The organism is Pontixanthobacter gangjinensis (genome assembly GCF_009827545.1).
GTDB classification, from domain to species: Bacteria; Pseudomonadota; Alphaproteobacteria; order Sphingomonadales; family Sphingomonadaceae; genus Pontixanthobacter; species Pontixanthobacter gangjinensis.
Map to the genome: position 1 here is coordinate 134,676 of NZ_WTYS01000001.1, position 15,786 is coordinate 150,461.

General features: G+C 55.4%; 13 protein-coding genes and 1 tRNA gene. 2 read left to right on the plus strand and 12 right to left on the minus strand.

The window, feature by feature from the left end; genetic code table 11:
• The 9 genes from GRI36_RS00635 to GRI36_RS00675 all read right to left on the minus strand — a co-directional run bounded on the left by GRI36_RS00635 (position 1) and on the right by GRI36_RS00675 (position 11,913).
• Positions 1–219: a hypothetical protein gene (locus GRI36_RS00635; protein ID WP_160596708.1), complete on the minus strand. Its 219-nt coding sequence runs from the start codon at positions 217–219 to the stop codon at positions 1–3.
• Positions 216–1,808 carry a toll/interleukin-1 receptor domain-containing protein gene (locus GRI36_RS00640; RefSeq protein ID WP_160596709.1) on the minus strand — a complete coding sequence of 531 codons (1,593 nt, stop codon included), beginning with the start codon at positions 1,806–1,808 and terminating at the stop codon, positions 216–218. Before GRI36_RS00640 ends, GRI36_RS00635 begins: the two co-directional genes overlap by 4 nt.
• 172 nt (positions 1,809–1,980) lie before the next feature.
• Positions 1,981–3,474 (minus strand): CoA-acylating methylmalonate-semialdehyde dehydrogenase, encoded by a 1,494-nt coding sequence (locus GRI36_RS00645; protein WP_160596710.1) that lies wholly within the window; start codon positions 3,472–3,474, stop codon positions 1,981–1,983.
• 104 nt (positions 3,475–3,578) lie between these two features.
• Positions 3,579–4,568, minus strand: coding sequence for a DUF2891 domain-containing protein (locus tag GRI36_RS00650; protein WP_160598963.1), 990 nt, complete (start codon positions 4,566–4,568; stop codon positions 3,579–3,581).
• Positions 4,556–5,518, minus strand: coding sequence for a DUF979 domain-containing protein (locus GRI36_RS00655; RefSeq protein WP_160596711.1), 963 nt, complete (start codon positions 5,516–5,518; stop codon positions 4,556–4,558). Before GRI36_RS00655 ends, GRI36_RS00650 begins: the two co-directional genes overlap by 13 nt.
• On the minus strand, positions 5,515–6,189 hold the full coding sequence (locus tag GRI36_RS00660; protein ID WP_160596712.1) for a DUF969 domain-containing protein: 675 nt from the start codon (positions 6,187–6,189) through the stop codon (positions 5,515–5,517). The genes GRI36_RS00655 and GRI36_RS00660 overlap by 4 nt, the downstream gene beginning before the upstream one ends.
• Positions 6,186–9,752, minus strand: coding sequence for a hydantoinase B/oxoprolinase family protein (locus GRI36_RS00665; RefSeq protein WP_160596713.1), 3,567 nt, complete (start codon positions 9,750–9,752; stop codon positions 6,186–6,188). The genes GRI36_RS00660 and GRI36_RS00665 overlap by 4 nt, the downstream gene beginning before the upstream one ends.
• 17 nt (positions 9,753–9,769) lie before the next feature.
• Complete coding sequence (locus tag GRI36_RS00670) at positions 9,770–10,750, minus strand: acyl-CoA dehydrogenase family protein (protein WP_160596714.1); 981 nt, start codon at positions 10,748–10,750, stop codon at positions 9,770–9,772.
• 11 nt (positions 10,751–10,761) lie between these two features.
• The gene (locus tag GRI36_RS00675; protein WP_160596715.1) at positions 10,762–11,913 is read right to left on the minus strand and encodes an acyl-CoA dehydrogenase family protein; all 1,152 of its coding nucleotides are present in this window, start codon (positions 11,911–11,913) and stop codon (positions 10,762–10,764) included.
• Between the two features lie 115 nt (positions 11,914–12,028).
• Here GRI36_RS00675 and GRI36_RS00680 point away from each other — a divergent pair, with 115 nt between their 5' ends.
• Positions 12,029–12,829 (plus strand): crotonase/enoyl-CoA hydratase family protein, encoded by an 801-nt coding sequence (locus GRI36_RS00680; RefSeq protein ID WP_160596716.1) that lies wholly within the window; start codon positions 12,029–12,031, stop codon positions 12,827–12,829.
• Positions 12,830–12,891: 62 nt separating this feature from the next.
• Here GRI36_RS00680 and GRI36_RS00685 read toward each other — a convergent pair.
• Positions 12,892–12,978 (minus strand) — tRNA-Leu (locus tag GRI36_RS00685).
• A gap of 182 nt (positions 12,979–13,160) precedes the next feature.
• On the opposite strand from GRI36_RS00685, the gene GRI36_RS00690 reads away from it, so the two are divergent.
• The gene (locus tag GRI36_RS00690; protein ID WP_328598331.1) at positions 13,161–14,123 is read left to right on the plus strand and encodes a complex I NDUFA9 subunit family protein; all 963 of its coding nucleotides are present in this window, start codon (positions 13,161–13,163) and stop codon (positions 14,121–14,123) included.
• 31 nt (positions 14,124–14,154) lie between these two features.
• Here GRI36_RS00690 and GRI36_RS00695 read toward each other — a convergent pair whose 3' ends face one another.
• On the minus strand, positions 14,155–14,646 hold the full coding sequence (locus GRI36_RS00695) for an NfeD family protein (RefSeq protein ID WP_160596717.1): 492 nt from the start codon (positions 14,644–14,646) through the stop codon (positions 14,155–14,157).
• On the minus strand, positions 14,646–15,635 hold the full coding sequence (locus GRI36_RS00700; protein WP_160596718.1) for an SPFH domain-containing protein: 990 nt from the start codon (positions 15,633–15,635) through the stop codon (positions 14,646–14,648). The genes GRI36_RS00695 and GRI36_RS00700 overlap by 1 nt, the downstream gene beginning before the upstream one ends.
• Positions 15,636–15,786: the final 151 nt, after the last annotated feature.

A 15,786-nucleotide genomic window follows, 5' to 3' on the forward strand; every position in this document is an offset into this window, starting at 1 on the left:
TTAGGAACTGCTATGGGCCTTCATTGCCACCCGGGAACGGCCATCGGGATCGACAATGATTGGGATGTAGGTGCCGTCTTGGTCATTCTTCTTTTCGAGCACATCTAAGTGCAAATTAAACGGAGCAACCCATTTGAAGTCTCCAAGACACCCCTCATTATTGGCTGGCCCGAAAATCACACTCGTGGTTCCAAAAAGTGCCATCTCGTTATGAGTCATGGTTTACCCCCCTTCAAATGCTCTGAAATTTTCTGAATACGCCGGTTCCACCTCACATTATCGGGCTCTTCCGCCGTCAATTTTATTGCAAACCCTTCTGCGTGTTTGAGCCTGCTTATTGCGGAATTCCTTTGTCCTCGCCGAATTTCTGTTTCAGCCAAAGCTATTTGAATGGTAAGCCAAACATCGCGAAAATCCCGGTTCTGCGGATGAGCGGCCAGCAAACTTTCTGTTATCTCAAGCGCTTGAACATAGACCTCAGGCGAAGCATCAACTTCTTCGTCCAACTCCAATGCCCGCGAATACCAATTTAGGCGGTTAACGAGATCAAGCTTGCTTTGTTCATTGTCATTGGCTGCATGGACCGCCTGCATATGTCCCAGCGACCTGGCGCAATACTCGGTTGCCTTGCCAGATACAGCCTGCGCCTCGTCCAACGCCAAAGTGCAGAGACTCCCTTGCGAAAATCCCGTTTCGCGTTCGCCGTCATGCTCGTCTGACGCCAGTTCGCGAAGGTCCTTGGCGAGGCGGTCATATTCCAACCAGTATGGCGCCACGCTCTTGAATTGCTTTTGCAAATAGAGGTTGTAGCCTAGCCAAAACTGGCTCTGAGCATGGGAGTAAACACGAACGGCATCGGCCGGATCATCCGCAAGTATCTCAGCCGTCACTTTGTTGGCACGCTCGAAATAGTCGTTGGCCTTGGCGTAATCCAAACTTGTCTTAATTGTCTCATCTTCGCCCAGCGCATGCAGGATGCGAGCCCAGCGTAGAGCACTTTCGACTGGCAGATCGGTAATATCGCCCTGCCCTTCATAAAAATCAATTGCGCGTTGGTTGACCGATTCCATGACGTCGAGCCGCCCTACTCCGCGCAGGTCAGTCCGTAGATCAGTCATCATGAACTCGACAACGCCTTCAGCTTCGGCGCGCTGCGTCTGCGCTTCGTCGCGCGATTTGAGAGCGAATGTGGTCATTAAAGCCATCACTACCATGGCCGCTAAGGCTGCGACTGTGATCGCGGTCACACGCCGGACACGGCGCTGGGCATCGCGGTTTACCAGAGCATCCAGCGGCACTCCCGCAATGCCTGCAACTACTTTCAAAAAGCCTAGGCGCGGACCGTCTTGGTCTTTGCGCAGATCGGCGGCAAGAGGTTCGCGCCCGTCTCGCAATGGCGCCGGAAACGCTTCTTCCGGTTCGCCACTTAGCAGAGCCGCCAAGATCGGGCGTGCCGGATGAAGCTCCCGGAAAAGCTCGATCTCGCGCGCCACCCATGGTGATTTCTTGGCGTTGGGCGAGCACAACACTACCAGCGCCTCCGAGCCGGATAGCGCGAGTTTCACGCTTTCGGTCAAATCTTCAGCGGCAGGCAAATCTTCTCGATCACGAAAGATTGCACCGACGCGGCCATCGTTCGCTAGTCCGACCGCGTCCTGACGAAGATGTTTGGGCAGACGGTAAGCTTCTAGCTTGCGGTGTAGTTTCTGTGCCTCTGCTTTGTCGGCATGACTATAGCTTACAAATGCCTTGAACCGGTTCGCAACCGGATCGGCCCCATCAATGCGCAATTCCTGACCGAACCCCAAATGCGCCCCCCTTTGCTTTGGTTATAGGTCAGACCGTAACACGATACCTCCATATTCTTGAAGCGATTACTGTAATTCAAACCTTTTCTGGCGCGACAAACAAAACGCACTCACTCCGTTCGGAGAACGAGTGCCTAATGATTTCGCAAGATCAGCGGATCGATGAGCGCAATTAAAGTGTCGGGATCAAAAACGCATTACCATCATCAACCGACCCATCGGGCCAGCGCTGGGTGATCGTTTTGACCTTGGTCCAGAATTTAAGTCCCTCCATCCCATATTGGTTGGTGTCGCCAAATGCGCTGCGTTTCCACCCACCAAAGCTGTGATATGCGACCGGAACCGGAATCGGCACGTTGATGCCGACCATCCCGACATTGACCCGGCTGGCGAATTCGCGCGCGGCGTGGCCGTTGCGGGTAAAAATTGCGACGCCGTTACCATACTGGTGTTCACTGGGCATGCGCACAGCTTCCTCGAAATCCTTGGCGCGCACAATTTGCAGGACCGGGCCGAAGATTTCTTCTTGGTAGCTCGACATTTTGGTGGTGACGTGATCGATCAAGGTCGGACCGACGAAGAACCCTTTTTCGTGGCCCTGTAGGCTGTAGCCCCGCCCGTCGATAACAAGTTCGCCACCCTCGGATTCAGCCGTCGCAATCCATTGTTCGATCCGCGCCTTGTGTTCAGGTGTTACAACCGGCCCGTAATGCGCCTCGGGGTCATTAGACACGCCGATGCGGAGCCCTTCAATCGCGGGGATCAGTTTCTCTCGCAGACGCTCGGCGGTTTCTTCACCTACCGGCACCACAACCGGCAATGCCATACAGCGTTCGCCAGCGGAGCCAAAGGCTGCTCCGCTAAGGTCGTTGACTACTTGATCAAGGTCAGCGTCAGGCATCACGATGCCGTGGTTCTTCGCCCCGCCCATGGCTTGCACACGTTTGCCAGCGGCAACGCCGCGTTTGTAAACATAATGCGCAATATCGCTGGAACCAACAAAGCTGACCGCCGCGATATCTTGATGGTCAAGGATTGCGTCGACCATTTCCTTGTCACCATGGACAACTTGCAGCAGCCCCTCGGGCGCGCCTGCTTCGACGAACAATTCGGCCAAGCGAACCGGAACACTCGGGTCGCGCTCGCTTGGCTTTAAAATAAAGGCGTTACCGGCAGCGATAGCCATGCCGAACATCCACATCGGGATCATTGCAGGAAAGTTGAATGGCGTGATACCAGCACCAATACCCAGCGGCTGACGCATTGAGTAGACATCAATGCCAGTGCCAGCACCTATCGAATAATCGCCCTTCAACACATGCGGAATGCCGCACGCGAATTCGATCACCTCCAGGCCGCGCTGGACATCGCCCTTCGCGTCATCGACGACCTTGCCATGTTCAGACGCGAGCAACTCTGCAAGTTCCTGCATATTGGCTTCGATCAGTTCCTTGAAACGAAACATAACACGGGCACGTTTTTGCGGATTGGTTGCGGCCCATTCAGGCTGAACTTTCTTGGCGGCTTCGACCGCTTGTTCAAGTAAGGCAGCGCCAGCGAGAGGAACGCGCGCTTGGACCTCACCGGTCGACGGGTTCCAAACATCATGGAAACGCTCGGTCTGTGCTGGCGATCCGCCGACAATGAAATGGTCAATATTGCGCATAGGGGGTGACTCCTGAAATCCAATTTTCGCTGCCGGTCAGTTAGATGTTGCCAACGCGTTTGATGCGCCCCCATAGCCTTGCGGGCGACTTTGAGAAAGCCCGTTCAATCGGCCAGCAACGCAAGCAGGGCAAAGCTGGCCAGCCAATGCTCACCCATATAATCGCCGCTGATATGATCCATGGCAGATTCGAGATGAAGCAAGGCAGCTTGCCGGATTAGGTCTTCATTCCCGGCAGAGCCAGTGGTCAGATTTTGCCAAGCCCAAGCGCGGCTGAGATTGAGGCCATCGAGATGTGCAATTTTACCGTCACTGCGATCACTAACGGTTGCGGGTGTGAAAAGAGTAGCGGGTTGCAACGAGCCGATGTCTGGAAAGAACTCAGCGAACCAGTTTGCGAAATCGTTTTTCGGCAGAACACGCTGCATTAACATCGCCTCTGACAATGCTGGAGAAAGAAATTCGTCTCCGCCCGGCTCCCACGCCTGACATCGCTTGTCGGATCCGAACCATCCCTTTGCCTGCTCATTGATTTGGCCAGCCAGTCGGGTGTCAAATTGCTCCGCCCATTCGAGCGAAAGGGTCAAGGCAAAAGCGCTGTTGAAGTGCGTGCCGGTGCGGATCGGATAGGTGAGTATCTTGAGGTAATCGCCGAGGCGTTTGGCGAAGGCTCTTGCAAGCGGCTCCAGCCTTTTCGCCCATCGCTTGTCATGGTGACGCGAAGCCTCCAAATGTAGATACAGCAACCATCCCCAACCATAGGGGCGCTCAAATCCCCCTGAAGATGGTCGTTCCAGATAGGCCAATTCCACAGTTAACTTTTCAGCGGTGAAAGTAGTCTCTGCAAGAGCGTCAATCTGCGCTGCTTCATTTAAGTCTGGAAACAAACGACGCAACGTCAGTAAAGTCCACCAGCCATGAACGCAGCTATGCCAATCGAAACTGCCGAAGAATACAGGATGAAGCGCACCCGGCGTCTTTGCGTCGACATCGCCGTTCAAGACATGGTCCAGCTTATGCGGATATTCGCGGGCCACATGGCCAAGCGCGATGCGCGCAAAATCGGCCGCTAAATCCTCGGTCAATTCCACAATAGGAAGCCCCCGAAATAGATAATCAGCACGTTGCACGCCCAAAGCGGAATAGCGGTGCCGACTTGCTGTCGGATCACGCCATATTGATCCTTCATTTCAAGTAATGCCGCGGGCACAATATTGAAATTGGCAGCCATCGGGGTCAGCAAGGTTCCGCAGAAACCGGCGAGCATCCCAACCGCGCCGATCACTGCCGGATTTCCGCCGAATTGCTGCACCAGAACAGGAATTCCGATTGCCGCAGCCATCACAGGGAACGCAGCGAAGGCGTTACCCATAATGATCGTAAACAATGCCATGCCCAGACAAAAGATAACCACTGCGATGAACACGCTGTTCTCGGGCATTACCTCACCCGCGAGCGACCCAATTATATTGCCGACACCAGCAAGCGCAAAAACTCCCCCCAGCGCCGCCAACATTTGCGGCAAGATTGCAGCCCAACCGATTGAGTCAATTAATCGGCGGCCCTCTTCAGCGGGGGCTAGCAAAGCCGGCTTCAGCCAGACCATGCAAACACCTAGCGCCAACACCACCCCTACTCCGAACAATATCAGCGTTTCACGCCGTTCTTCGAACAGACCGGTTTCACCCAAGGGAGTCCAATTGTACAGAATAGTGCCGACAACGGCTGTCAATGGAATGATCATTGCAGGCAAGAACAAGCGATTGCCGAGTGCCTCCGAAAAGCCTGCTCGTTCGACCAAATTCGTTGTGGGGGGATCACTCCGACCGAGCTGCCCGAAGCCTGCAATGGCAACCAGCACCAGCACCAAAACGCCGTTGGCAAGATCCGAAAACTGCCCGCCAAAGAAAAAGCTGACCGCGAGCAGGCCCCAGAAAGCCGCATTGCCAATGCCCTTCCCATTTGTTGAATCGAGCGCGCTTAGCACTGACCAGATCGCAAAGATAATGCCTGCAAGGATGTACAGCCAATCAAGCGTAATCATTTGGCAGGCCTCCCTAACTTGCGGTCAAAGGCCAGCACTCTGCCGCCATGGATAAAGAATGCACAAATTGCGGTGGGTACTGCCCAAACGGCAAGCTCCCAAGTAGCCATGGGGTAGCCGGAGCTTTCAAACACGCCTTGAATCAACAGGATGGAGGCAATCGCGAAGAAGATATCCTCACCAAAGAATAGCCCGACATTGTCGGTAGCAGCTGCCATGCCTTTGACTTTATCATTGTCTTCGTCCGACAGTTTACCGTGGGTTTTCTCCGCCGCTGCCTCTGCCATTGGTGCGACCAACGGGCGAACTGCCTGCGGGTGACCACCAATATCCTTCATCCCCAGTGCAGCGGTAATCTGCCGGAACAGTAGATACAGAACCAGTAGCTTGCCCATCGTCGCGCCTCGAACGCTTTCGATCAACGCTTTAGCGCGTTGCTGCAACCCGTGGCGTTCAAGCAAGCCGATCACCGGCAGGATGATCCAGGTCACACTGATATAGCGATTGTCGTTGAAGGCCTTCCCGAGGGATTCAATCACAGCAACAAAATCCAGCCCACCAAAAAGACCTGTCGCAATTGCCGCGACAACCACAACCATCAAGGGATTGAAGCGCAGCGCGAAACCGATCACCACGATGAGTATTCCGGCCAATGGCCAATAATTTGTCATTCACTACCCCCAAAACCGCCACCGCCCGGTGTCAATATAACGAAGCAATCACCCGGCTCCATGTCGGCTGTATCGCTTGAACTCAATTCTTCGATTGTTCCGTTTACCCGCTCGACCCAATTGCGCCCCGGTTGCGCATCCCCGCCGCCCGACAAGCCGCGTGGTGCGATTTTCCGGCGGTTTGCCAGCATGTTGGCGCGCATCGGCTCCAGGAAAGTAATGCGCCGCTCGACACCATCGCCGCCCTTGTGATTGCCTTCTCCGCCGGAGCCAATGCGGATCGCAAATTTATCCAATCGCACCGGCAATCGCGTTTCGAGAATTTCGGGATCAGTCAGCCGGCTATTAGTCATGTGGGTTTGCACCGCGCTGGTTCCGTCATGATCCGGCCCTGCGCCCGATCCGCCAGCAATCGTTTCGTAATATTGATGCCGCTCATTGCCGAAAGTGAAATTATTCATAGTCCCTTGGCTTGGGGCGAGCTGTCCAGTCGCAGCGAACAGAGCATCGGTTATGACTTGGCTGGTCTCCACATTGCCAGCGACGACAGCAGCGGGCGGCGCGGGCTTAAGCATCGACCCTTCAGGCACAATCAATTCGACAGGCCGCAGGCACCCATCATTCATAGGAATCTGATCGTCGATCAAAGTACGCAAAACATATAGCGCAGCAGCCCTCGTGATCGAACTGGGCGCATTGAAATTACCCGGCGATTGCGCGCTGGTGCCGGTAAAATCGAACACAGCAGACCTCGCACTCCGGTCAATCTGGATCGTAACTTTCACTACTGCACCATTGTCCATAGGATAGGCATATTCGCCATCTTCAAGCCGCCCTAGCAAGCGCCGGACAGATTCCTCGGCATTCGCAAGCACATGATTCATATAAGCGGCCAGGACTTCGCGCCCTTGCTCGGAGGCTGATTGACAGAGTAAGCCGGCGCCGCGAGTGCAGGCCGCAAGCTGGGCGCGCAGATCGGAGATATTGCGATCCGGATTGCGGGCCGGCCAGCGAGCGTCAGCTAACGCTTCGCGCATTTCTTGTTCGCGGAAATCGCCCTGATCTACCATTAACAGATTATCGAGAAGGACGCCTTCTTCCTCGATTGTCTGGCTATCAGGCGGCATCGAGCCGGGCGCTATCCCGCCAATATCGGCATGATGCCCGCGAGCGGCGACAAAGGCATCGGGCGCTAAGCTGTTGTCATCATAGAAAACCGGAACAATCACAGTGATATCAGGCAAGTGCGTACCGCCGCGATAGGGGTCGTTGAGGACATATGCATCCCCGCGCAGAAGACCTCGCCCATCCCTCGGCTGACCATTCTTGTCTGTCCCGCGAGCTTCTAATATTCGGCGGATGCTGTCTGCCATCGACCCCAGATGCACCGGAATATGCGGCGCATTGGCAATCAGCGAACCGCTTGCGTCAAACAAGGCGCAGGAAAAATCGAGGCGTTCTTTGATGTTCACCGAGGTTGCGGTGGATCGCAGCACAACGCCCATTTCTTCGGCAATCGCCATGAAGAGATTGTTGAATATCTCGAGCCTTACTGGATCGACCTCGGTTCCCGCAGCCTTTTCCCGCTTGAGCGCATCGGCGCGGGTCAAAATTAGGCTGCCTTCCATTGCAAGCTCCGCCTGCCAGCCGGGCTCAACAATGGTGGTAGAGCCACTATCGATGACAAGCGCTGGGCCAAGAAGGGGGCGGTCCTGTTCCAGCGCAGACCGACCTATAACTCTCCAAGGTCCTGAGCCAGTCGCGTTCTCGGCCTGCGGCTCGATTTGGGTTTCGCCTAGCCCGCCTGCAGTTCCGCTGGCTTCAACACTCAAAGCCTCGACAATGATTGCCGCCAACGCATTTGAATAGCCAAAGCGCGCCCAATGCTCCGCACGAAAGGTGCGCTCCATTTGTTGAATATCGGTACAAGGCACTGTCAAAACGCTGTCGCTTGCTTCGAACCGCAATCGGGCGCGTGAGATCAGCGTGATATCCTGATGGCTAATCCCTTGGCTTAATAGCGCATTCTTTGCCGACTTCTTGAGCGATGCCAATGCTTTGCCAAAATCTTCCTCCAATGGCCGGATTATGCTCTGCTCACGAAAGGCTTTCACCGGCGCAAGACCAATTCCATAAGCCGACAATATCCCGGCCAGCGGATGCACCAGCACGGTCTCGACGCCTAGCTCGTCAGCCACCCGGCAGGCGTGTTGCCCACCCGCGCCGCCAAAACAGGCCAGCGCATAGCGCGTCACATCGTGCCCGCGTGCAACGCTGATTTTGCGTATCGCATTGGCCATGCTGTCGATCGCAATTGAGAGAAACCCCTCAGCTATATCGGTCAGCGAAGGCGGATCATCCATCGAAACCGCGATCTCTTCTAGCCTCGCCCGCGATGCATCCGGATCAAGCGGCTCATCACCCCCGGGGCCGAACACCACAGGAAAGAATGCCGGATCAATCCGGCCTAGAAAGAGGTTGCAATCGGTCACCGTTAACGGGCCGCCATTGCGGTAACATGCCGGGCCAGGGTTCGCCCCTGCGCTCTCCGGTCCAGCGCGAAAACGCAACCCGTCAAATCGGCAAATCGAACCGCCGCCGGCTGCGACAGTATGAATATGCATCATCGGTGCAGCCATCCGAACACCGGCAATTACGCTTTCGCCGCTAAGTTCATATTCGCCTGCGTAATGGGCGACATCGGTCGACGTCCCGCCCATGTCGAAGCCGATGAGCCGATCATAACCTAAAGGCGCAGAGGCGGCGACCATTCCGACAACTCCGCCAGCCGGGCCTGACAATATCGCGTCTTTACCCCGGAATGCACCAGCTTCGGCCAACCCGCCATTTGATTGCATGAAGCGAAGCCGCTTGGTTGGCGGGAGCAAAGCCTCAAGCTGATCGATATAACGCCTTATGACAGGCGAAAGATACGCATCGACGACGGTTGTATCCCCGCGAGGGACCAATTTGATGAGCGGGGAAACTTCATGACTAACGCTGACTTGGGCAAAACCCACTTGCCGGGCGATTTCTGCAAGCCGCACTTCATGTTTCGTGTACCTCCAGCCATGCATCAGCACGATGGCAATTGCTTCAATTCCATCGTCCTTCGCAGCTTGAAATGATCGGCGAGCAGCCGCTTCATCCAATTCCCGAAGCACTTTGCCGCCCGCGCAAATTCGCTCGTCAATTTCGATAGCAAGCGAAGACAATTGTTCAGGCAATTCGATATGCCGCGCAAAAATATGCGGCCGAGCCTGCACGCCTATCCGCAAGGCATCGCCGAACCCTTCGGTGATTGCTAGGGCGAGCCGCTCGCCCTTACGTTCCAGCAAGGCATTGGTGGCGACTGTCGTGCCTATCCGAACCTCGGCAATCGGGCCTGAGCCATGGAGCGCCATCAGACGCCTGACAGCTTCGCTCGCAGCATCAGCATAATGGACCGGATTCTCTGACAGCAGCTTATCAAACACGAGCTTGCCGCTAGGCGTTTTCGCCACAACATCGGTAAAGGTACCGCCGCGATCAATCGCAAAACGCCAGACTTTTTGATCAGCCATTTGCGCGCACTCCGCAATCAACATTCATATGTATTGCGCACCCAATCGATCGAACGCAACTCGGATTTGAGTCGCTTGGCACCCAGCCTGATCTGCCAATATTGTTCCGAACCAAACGCCTGCCGCCAGTTGTGCAACCTTCTGGTGAACAGCTGCAAATCATGCTCTGCACTTATGCCGATTGCGCCAAAAACTGCATGGGCTGTGTTAGCGATCCTGACGGCGGCATTGCTGGCAATAATTTTGGCAGTCGCGGCAGGGATTTCGCTCGGGAGAAAGCTATTTTGGCAAGCGAGCTCGGCCGCCAAACGCACCGCAATCACATCTTCCGCCATCACCGCCAATTGCTGTTGCAGCGCTTGTTGGCGGCCTATCGGCTTACCAAATTGGACACGCTCATTTGCATAGGTTGTGGTCATGTCGAGCAGCCGGTCAGCCGCGCCAGATATTGCTGCCGCACTAACCAAAGCCCCTAAATGGCTGATCCCCGACCCTGGGCGGATGATTCTCAGCGCCTCCCCACTTTTTGGCAAGTTCAACCATGCGTCAACGCTGCCAGGGACATTTGTATACTGGCGTTCGAGTTGCCTAACATCAAACAACTGAAGTGCACTTCCGTCGTCAATCAACACATGGTCACAGACCCTGCCGTAAGGAACGAATGTTGAACCAGCGCCATTTTGACATGCCAATGCGATAGACCCGGATATGGTGCCAATTCCTGCAGTAGAAAGCAGACTTCGTGCGATCATTGTTTCGGCAACCGGCAAAGGCACCGCATTCCCGCCGAGCGCCATAAACAACGGCGCGACACTCGCCATCCTCAACCCAATCCCGCCTTGGCTTTCAGGCACCAATGCTTGCAAGAAGCCCGAACTTTCGATGGCTTCCCACATTTCCAAATGCGTTCCTCCGGCCTCGATGCGCCTGATGTCCGCTGGGGCACAGCAAGACGCCAGCATGCCAGCAAACGGATCAAGTAATTCACGTCTATCCACTTTTCCGCCCATTACCTTAACCCCAATCCTCGAGCGATAATCCCGCGGAGGATCTCACGGGTTCCGCCTCGCAGGGAGAAGCTAGGCGCGATATGGCTGACGTATTGCAATGTCCGGTAGAGCTCTGGATTGGCGCTCTCATCAGGATGCGATGCCAAATCATTGGCGATTGCTGCTGGCAGGTCCTGTTCAAAACTCGTACCCAAGTCCTTGATGATCGAAGCTTCCACAACAGGACTTTCTCCAGCGGCAAGCAAGGCAGTGCACGCCACCGACATTCCCCGCAAAGTGGCCAAGCGCGCCATGAATTCTCCAACTAGCGACAGGGTCGTATCATCGCTCCTGCCGGCTTCCCTGAGATGCGCAATCCACGAGTCGAGCAGGATGATGCTGGAATATATCCGCTCCGGGCCGCTGCGTTCAAAGGCCAATTCAGCGACGACTTGCTTCCAACCAGCGCCCTCTTCACCAATTAAGGCATCAGCGGACAAATCCACATCATCGAAGAAGACTTCGGCAAAATGTGCATCGCCGGTCAGATCACTAATCGGCTTGATCGTAATCCCGGGCAGCTTCAAATCGACTATCAATTGTGACAAGCCTTTGTGCCGGTCCTCCGCTCCCCCCGATGTCCGAACCAGCGCAATCATGTAATCTGAATGGAGCGAATTTGTCGTCCAGATCTTTTGGCCATTCAGCCGCCAACCCTTCTTGGTCCGCTCTGCTTTAGTAGTTACACTTGCAAGGTCCGAACCCGATCCGGGCTCGCTCATCCCGATGCAAAACAGCGCCTCCCCCCGGCATATCCGGGGGATATAGAATTGCCGCTGCTCTTCGGTGCCGAAATTAAGGATTAGCGGCGCGCTTTGCCTGTCCGCAATCCAATGCGCCGCAACCGGGGCACCCGCCGCCAGCAATTCCTCAACCACCACAAAGCGCGCAAACGGCCCTCGTCCGCCGCCGCCGTACTGCTCGGGAATTGTCAGCCCAAGCAATCCCGCCTCGCCTAATTTGCGGCTGAAAGCGGCATCAAATCCGCTCCACGAACGCGCCCGTTGATCCATGGGTAAATCTACGACTGCGTCAGCGGCTATCTGCCGTACCAAGGGTCGCAGATCCTCATCGTCTTGCGGCAAATCAGCGTAGGCAAAGTTTTCAAACACGATTTGGCCCCATATCGGAATTCACATTACACTGGGTATGATGAGAAACTGCTGCTGGTGCAAATGCATAAGAGCGAATACCGAAGATCATTCATAATAAGGAGCACTGTGCGTCATGGAACCATTTCTCAAGACCGAGCGGCGAGGCGCGATCGTGGTCGCTACGCTCAATCGGCCAGAGCAAAGAAATGCCATCTCCGAGCCTACTCATAGCGAGGAAATCCGCGACTTTTGCGCTACGGTAACGCGCGATCCCTCAATTCGCGCAATTGTCCTTACCGGCGAAGGCAAAGCGTTTTGTGCGGGCGGCAATGTCAAACATATGCGCGACAAAGAAGGAATGTTTGCAGGATCTCCGTTCGAGATTCGCAATTCATACCGCACCGGAATTCAACTCATCCCGGCAGCGTTATATGAATTGGAAGTGCCAGTTGTCGCTGCGATCAATGGTCACGCCATCGGCGCCGGACTGGATCTTGCTTGCATGTGCGATATCCGCATCGCATCGGATAATGCGCTGTTTGCAGAGAGCTTCGTGAAGCTCGGAATCGTGCCAGGCGACGGCGGCGCGTGGTTGCTGCCCCGCGTTGTTGGAATGGCCCGGGCAAGCCAGATGACGCTTACCGGCGAAATGCTCAATTCCGCCAAGGCGCTGGAATTCGGCCTGGTCAGCGAAGTGACCACCCCCGAAAAATTGATGGGTCGCGCAATGGAAATCGCAGAATCGATCGCAGCCAACCCCGGCCACGCCACCCGCATGGCCAAACGTCTACTTCGCGAAGGACAAGATATGAAACTGGCACCGCTCTTAGAAATGTCAGCAGCCTACCAAGCACTCGCCCACCATACGCACGACCATCACGAAGCAGTCGAAGCATTCCTGAACAAACGCCCTGCGGAATTTAAGGACCACTAGGTTTCAGCGATTGGCGTCAGATCTGAAAAGCCCAGATCAATGTCGGCAGCTCTAGAATTATGTGGTGCCCAGAAGAGGACTCGAACCTCCACATCCTTGCGAATACTAGCACCTGAAGCTAGCGCGTCTACCAATTCCGCCATCTGGGCACCTGAGCATGCTAGACATCGCATGCCAGCCGCAGGTAGGAGCGGGCCAGTAGCGGTGGCGGGGCCTGCCTGTCAATGCAGATGATGAGCCAATTGCTGCGAAATTGCTACCGCAGAGGTTGGAATAGTTGCAGGGCTTGGTCGGTTGCGGCATGGCGCACAGCAACTTCTTGGCTTTCAGAATGCAGGCTTTATTTATCATGGCGAAATCAGATCCTCTCAATGGCAAACTTGTGGTCATCGCCGGTGGTAGCGGCTTCTTGGGGAATTATGTCGCGCAAGCATTGCTTGAGCGCGGTGCAAGGTTGCGAATTGCCAGCCGTCATCCCGAAGAAGCGTTTAGCTTGAAGCCACTGGCCAATCTGGGTCAAATCCAATTCGCCCGTTGCGACATAAAGAACGAGCGGAGCGCCGAGGCGGTGGTGCATGGCGCGGATGCGGTGGTCAATATGGTCGGATCGTTTGACGGCGATCTGATTGAATTGATGGGTCGGAGCGCAGGTCAGCTGGCAGCTGCTGCTAAACAGGCCGGCGTCACAAGCTTCGTCCAAGTTAGTGCGATTGGTGCGGATGCAGAGAGCGCCGCTGAATATGCCCAGGCCAAAGCGATAGGCGAGCAGCTAGTGCTTGAGGCCTTCCCAAGCGCGACAATCCTGCGTCCGTCGATTATCTTCGGCAAAGATGATAATTTCCTCAATATGTTTGCTGGCCTGATCCAGTTTATGCCGGTGCTTCCGGTGTTTGCGCCGGAGGCTAAGCTGCAATTGGTCTATGTCGATGACGTTGCCGAGGCGGTGGCGGAAACGCTTGCCCATCCTGGAAAGCATGGCGGCAAAACCTACGAACTTGGCGGCCCCGAACAGTTGACCATGATGGAAATCAACCGGCGTATTTCTGCCGCGCAAGGCCGCGAGCGAACTTTCATTCCGATGCCCGACATGGTGTCCGGCATTTTTGCCGCCTTGCCGCTAACGCCAATGGGCACTGACCAATGGAGATTGCTGAAACAGGGCAATGTCGTGGGAGAAAAAGCACTTGGCTTCAAGCAGTTAGGCATAGAGCCTAAGCCGCTCAGTCTGTTTTTGGACCGCTGGATGGTTCAATACCGCAAGCATGGACGCTTCGCGATGGCATCCAAAAACTGACCAGCAAGTAAGCTTTGCAGCCTGAGCTGTCTCAGGCCGGAGGAGCCTCCGGTTCCTGAGCAATAGCTCCCTGCGCCGCGTCCGGATCCTCAACCGTCAAAGTAGCGCCCTGCGCGCCAATTATCCGGACCCTCGAGCCGGCCTCGCAATCTGGTCCGCGCGCAATCCATTCACTGTCGCCAACTTTGACGCGCCCTTCCCCGTTCTGGATGGCGATCGACACCGTCACCAGCTGGCCAATCATCCGGCCACCGCGATTGTTAAGCAGCGGATCGGAACTGACAATCGGCCGGTCGCGCAAGAAACGCTTGGCCGAATAGGCAATGATCAGCGCCAGAAACACAAAATTGACCACCTGCGCTGCCGTGCCCAGATCGAGCACCATGGTGAGCCCGCCTGTAACCAGCGCCGCCAGCGCAAGCCAAATCAGATACATGCCCGGAACAGCGAGTTCAGCCGCCGCCAACGCTATGCCAATGGCAAGCCATGCCCATCCGGCATCAAGTCCTTGAAACCACTGCATCAGCTACTCCTTGGCGTGGTACGGGGCACCGAGCTGCGAGGCTGGCTGGTGGTTGAAGGCGGAACGGGATTACCGCCGCCATTGCCAATTGCGTCTTTAACCAATTCACCAATTCCGCCCAGCGAACCGATCAGTTGGGTTGCCTCGACCGGGAACAGGATGGTCTTGGCATTCGGGCTATCGGCAAATTTGCCAATCGCCTTGGTGTATTCCTGCGCGATGAAGTAATTGATCGCCGCATTACCGCTTTCGGAAATCGCGTCGGACACCATCTGCGTTGCTTTGGCTTCGGCCTCGGCCAGACGCTCGCGGGCTTCGGCATCGCGGAACGCCGCTTCTTTCTGGCCTTCTGCGGTAAGGATGGCGCTTTGCTTGTCACCTTCTGCGCGCAAGATGTTGGATGCGCGGTCGCCCTCGGCTTCGAGGATCTCGGCACGTTTCAGGCGCTCTGCCTTCATCTGACGCGCCATTGCCTCCGAAATATCGAGCGGCGGGCGAATATCCTTGATTTCCACGCGGGTGATTTTGAGGCCCCAAGGCGAAGTCGCCTGATCGACCACCGACAATAGCCGTGCGTTGATCTCGTCACGCTTCGACAATGTCTCATCCAGATCCATCGAACCCATCACCGTGCGAAGGTTGGTGGTCGTGATCGCCATGATTGCGCCATACAAATTGGAAACCTCATAGGCTGCTTTGTCAGCTTCCAGAACTTGGAAGAAGACCACCGCATCCACGCCAACCATTGCGTTATCGGCAGTGATGATTTCCTGGCCCGGAATGTCGAGCACCTGTTCCATCATGTTTATCTTGTGGCCGATACGGTCGATAAACGGGATAAGAATGTGCAGACCCGGCTCGGCCGCCTTGGTGAATTTGCCCAACCGTTCGATCGTGTAGACAAAGCCTTGCTTAACCACGCGGACGGTCGAAAACATCACCGCGACAACCAGCATCACCAACAAAATCAGCAGAATGCCTTCAATCATAATTCACTCCCGGTTTTACGTTATAAACAAAGGGTAGCGCGTCCTGGCTAAAGTGGGAAGAAAAACCGCCTGAGGGTTACACCTGTAACCTAACACACCTCAAGCAAGCTCATGACTTAAAACGATTTTACTGTTGGGGATCGGGTTACAC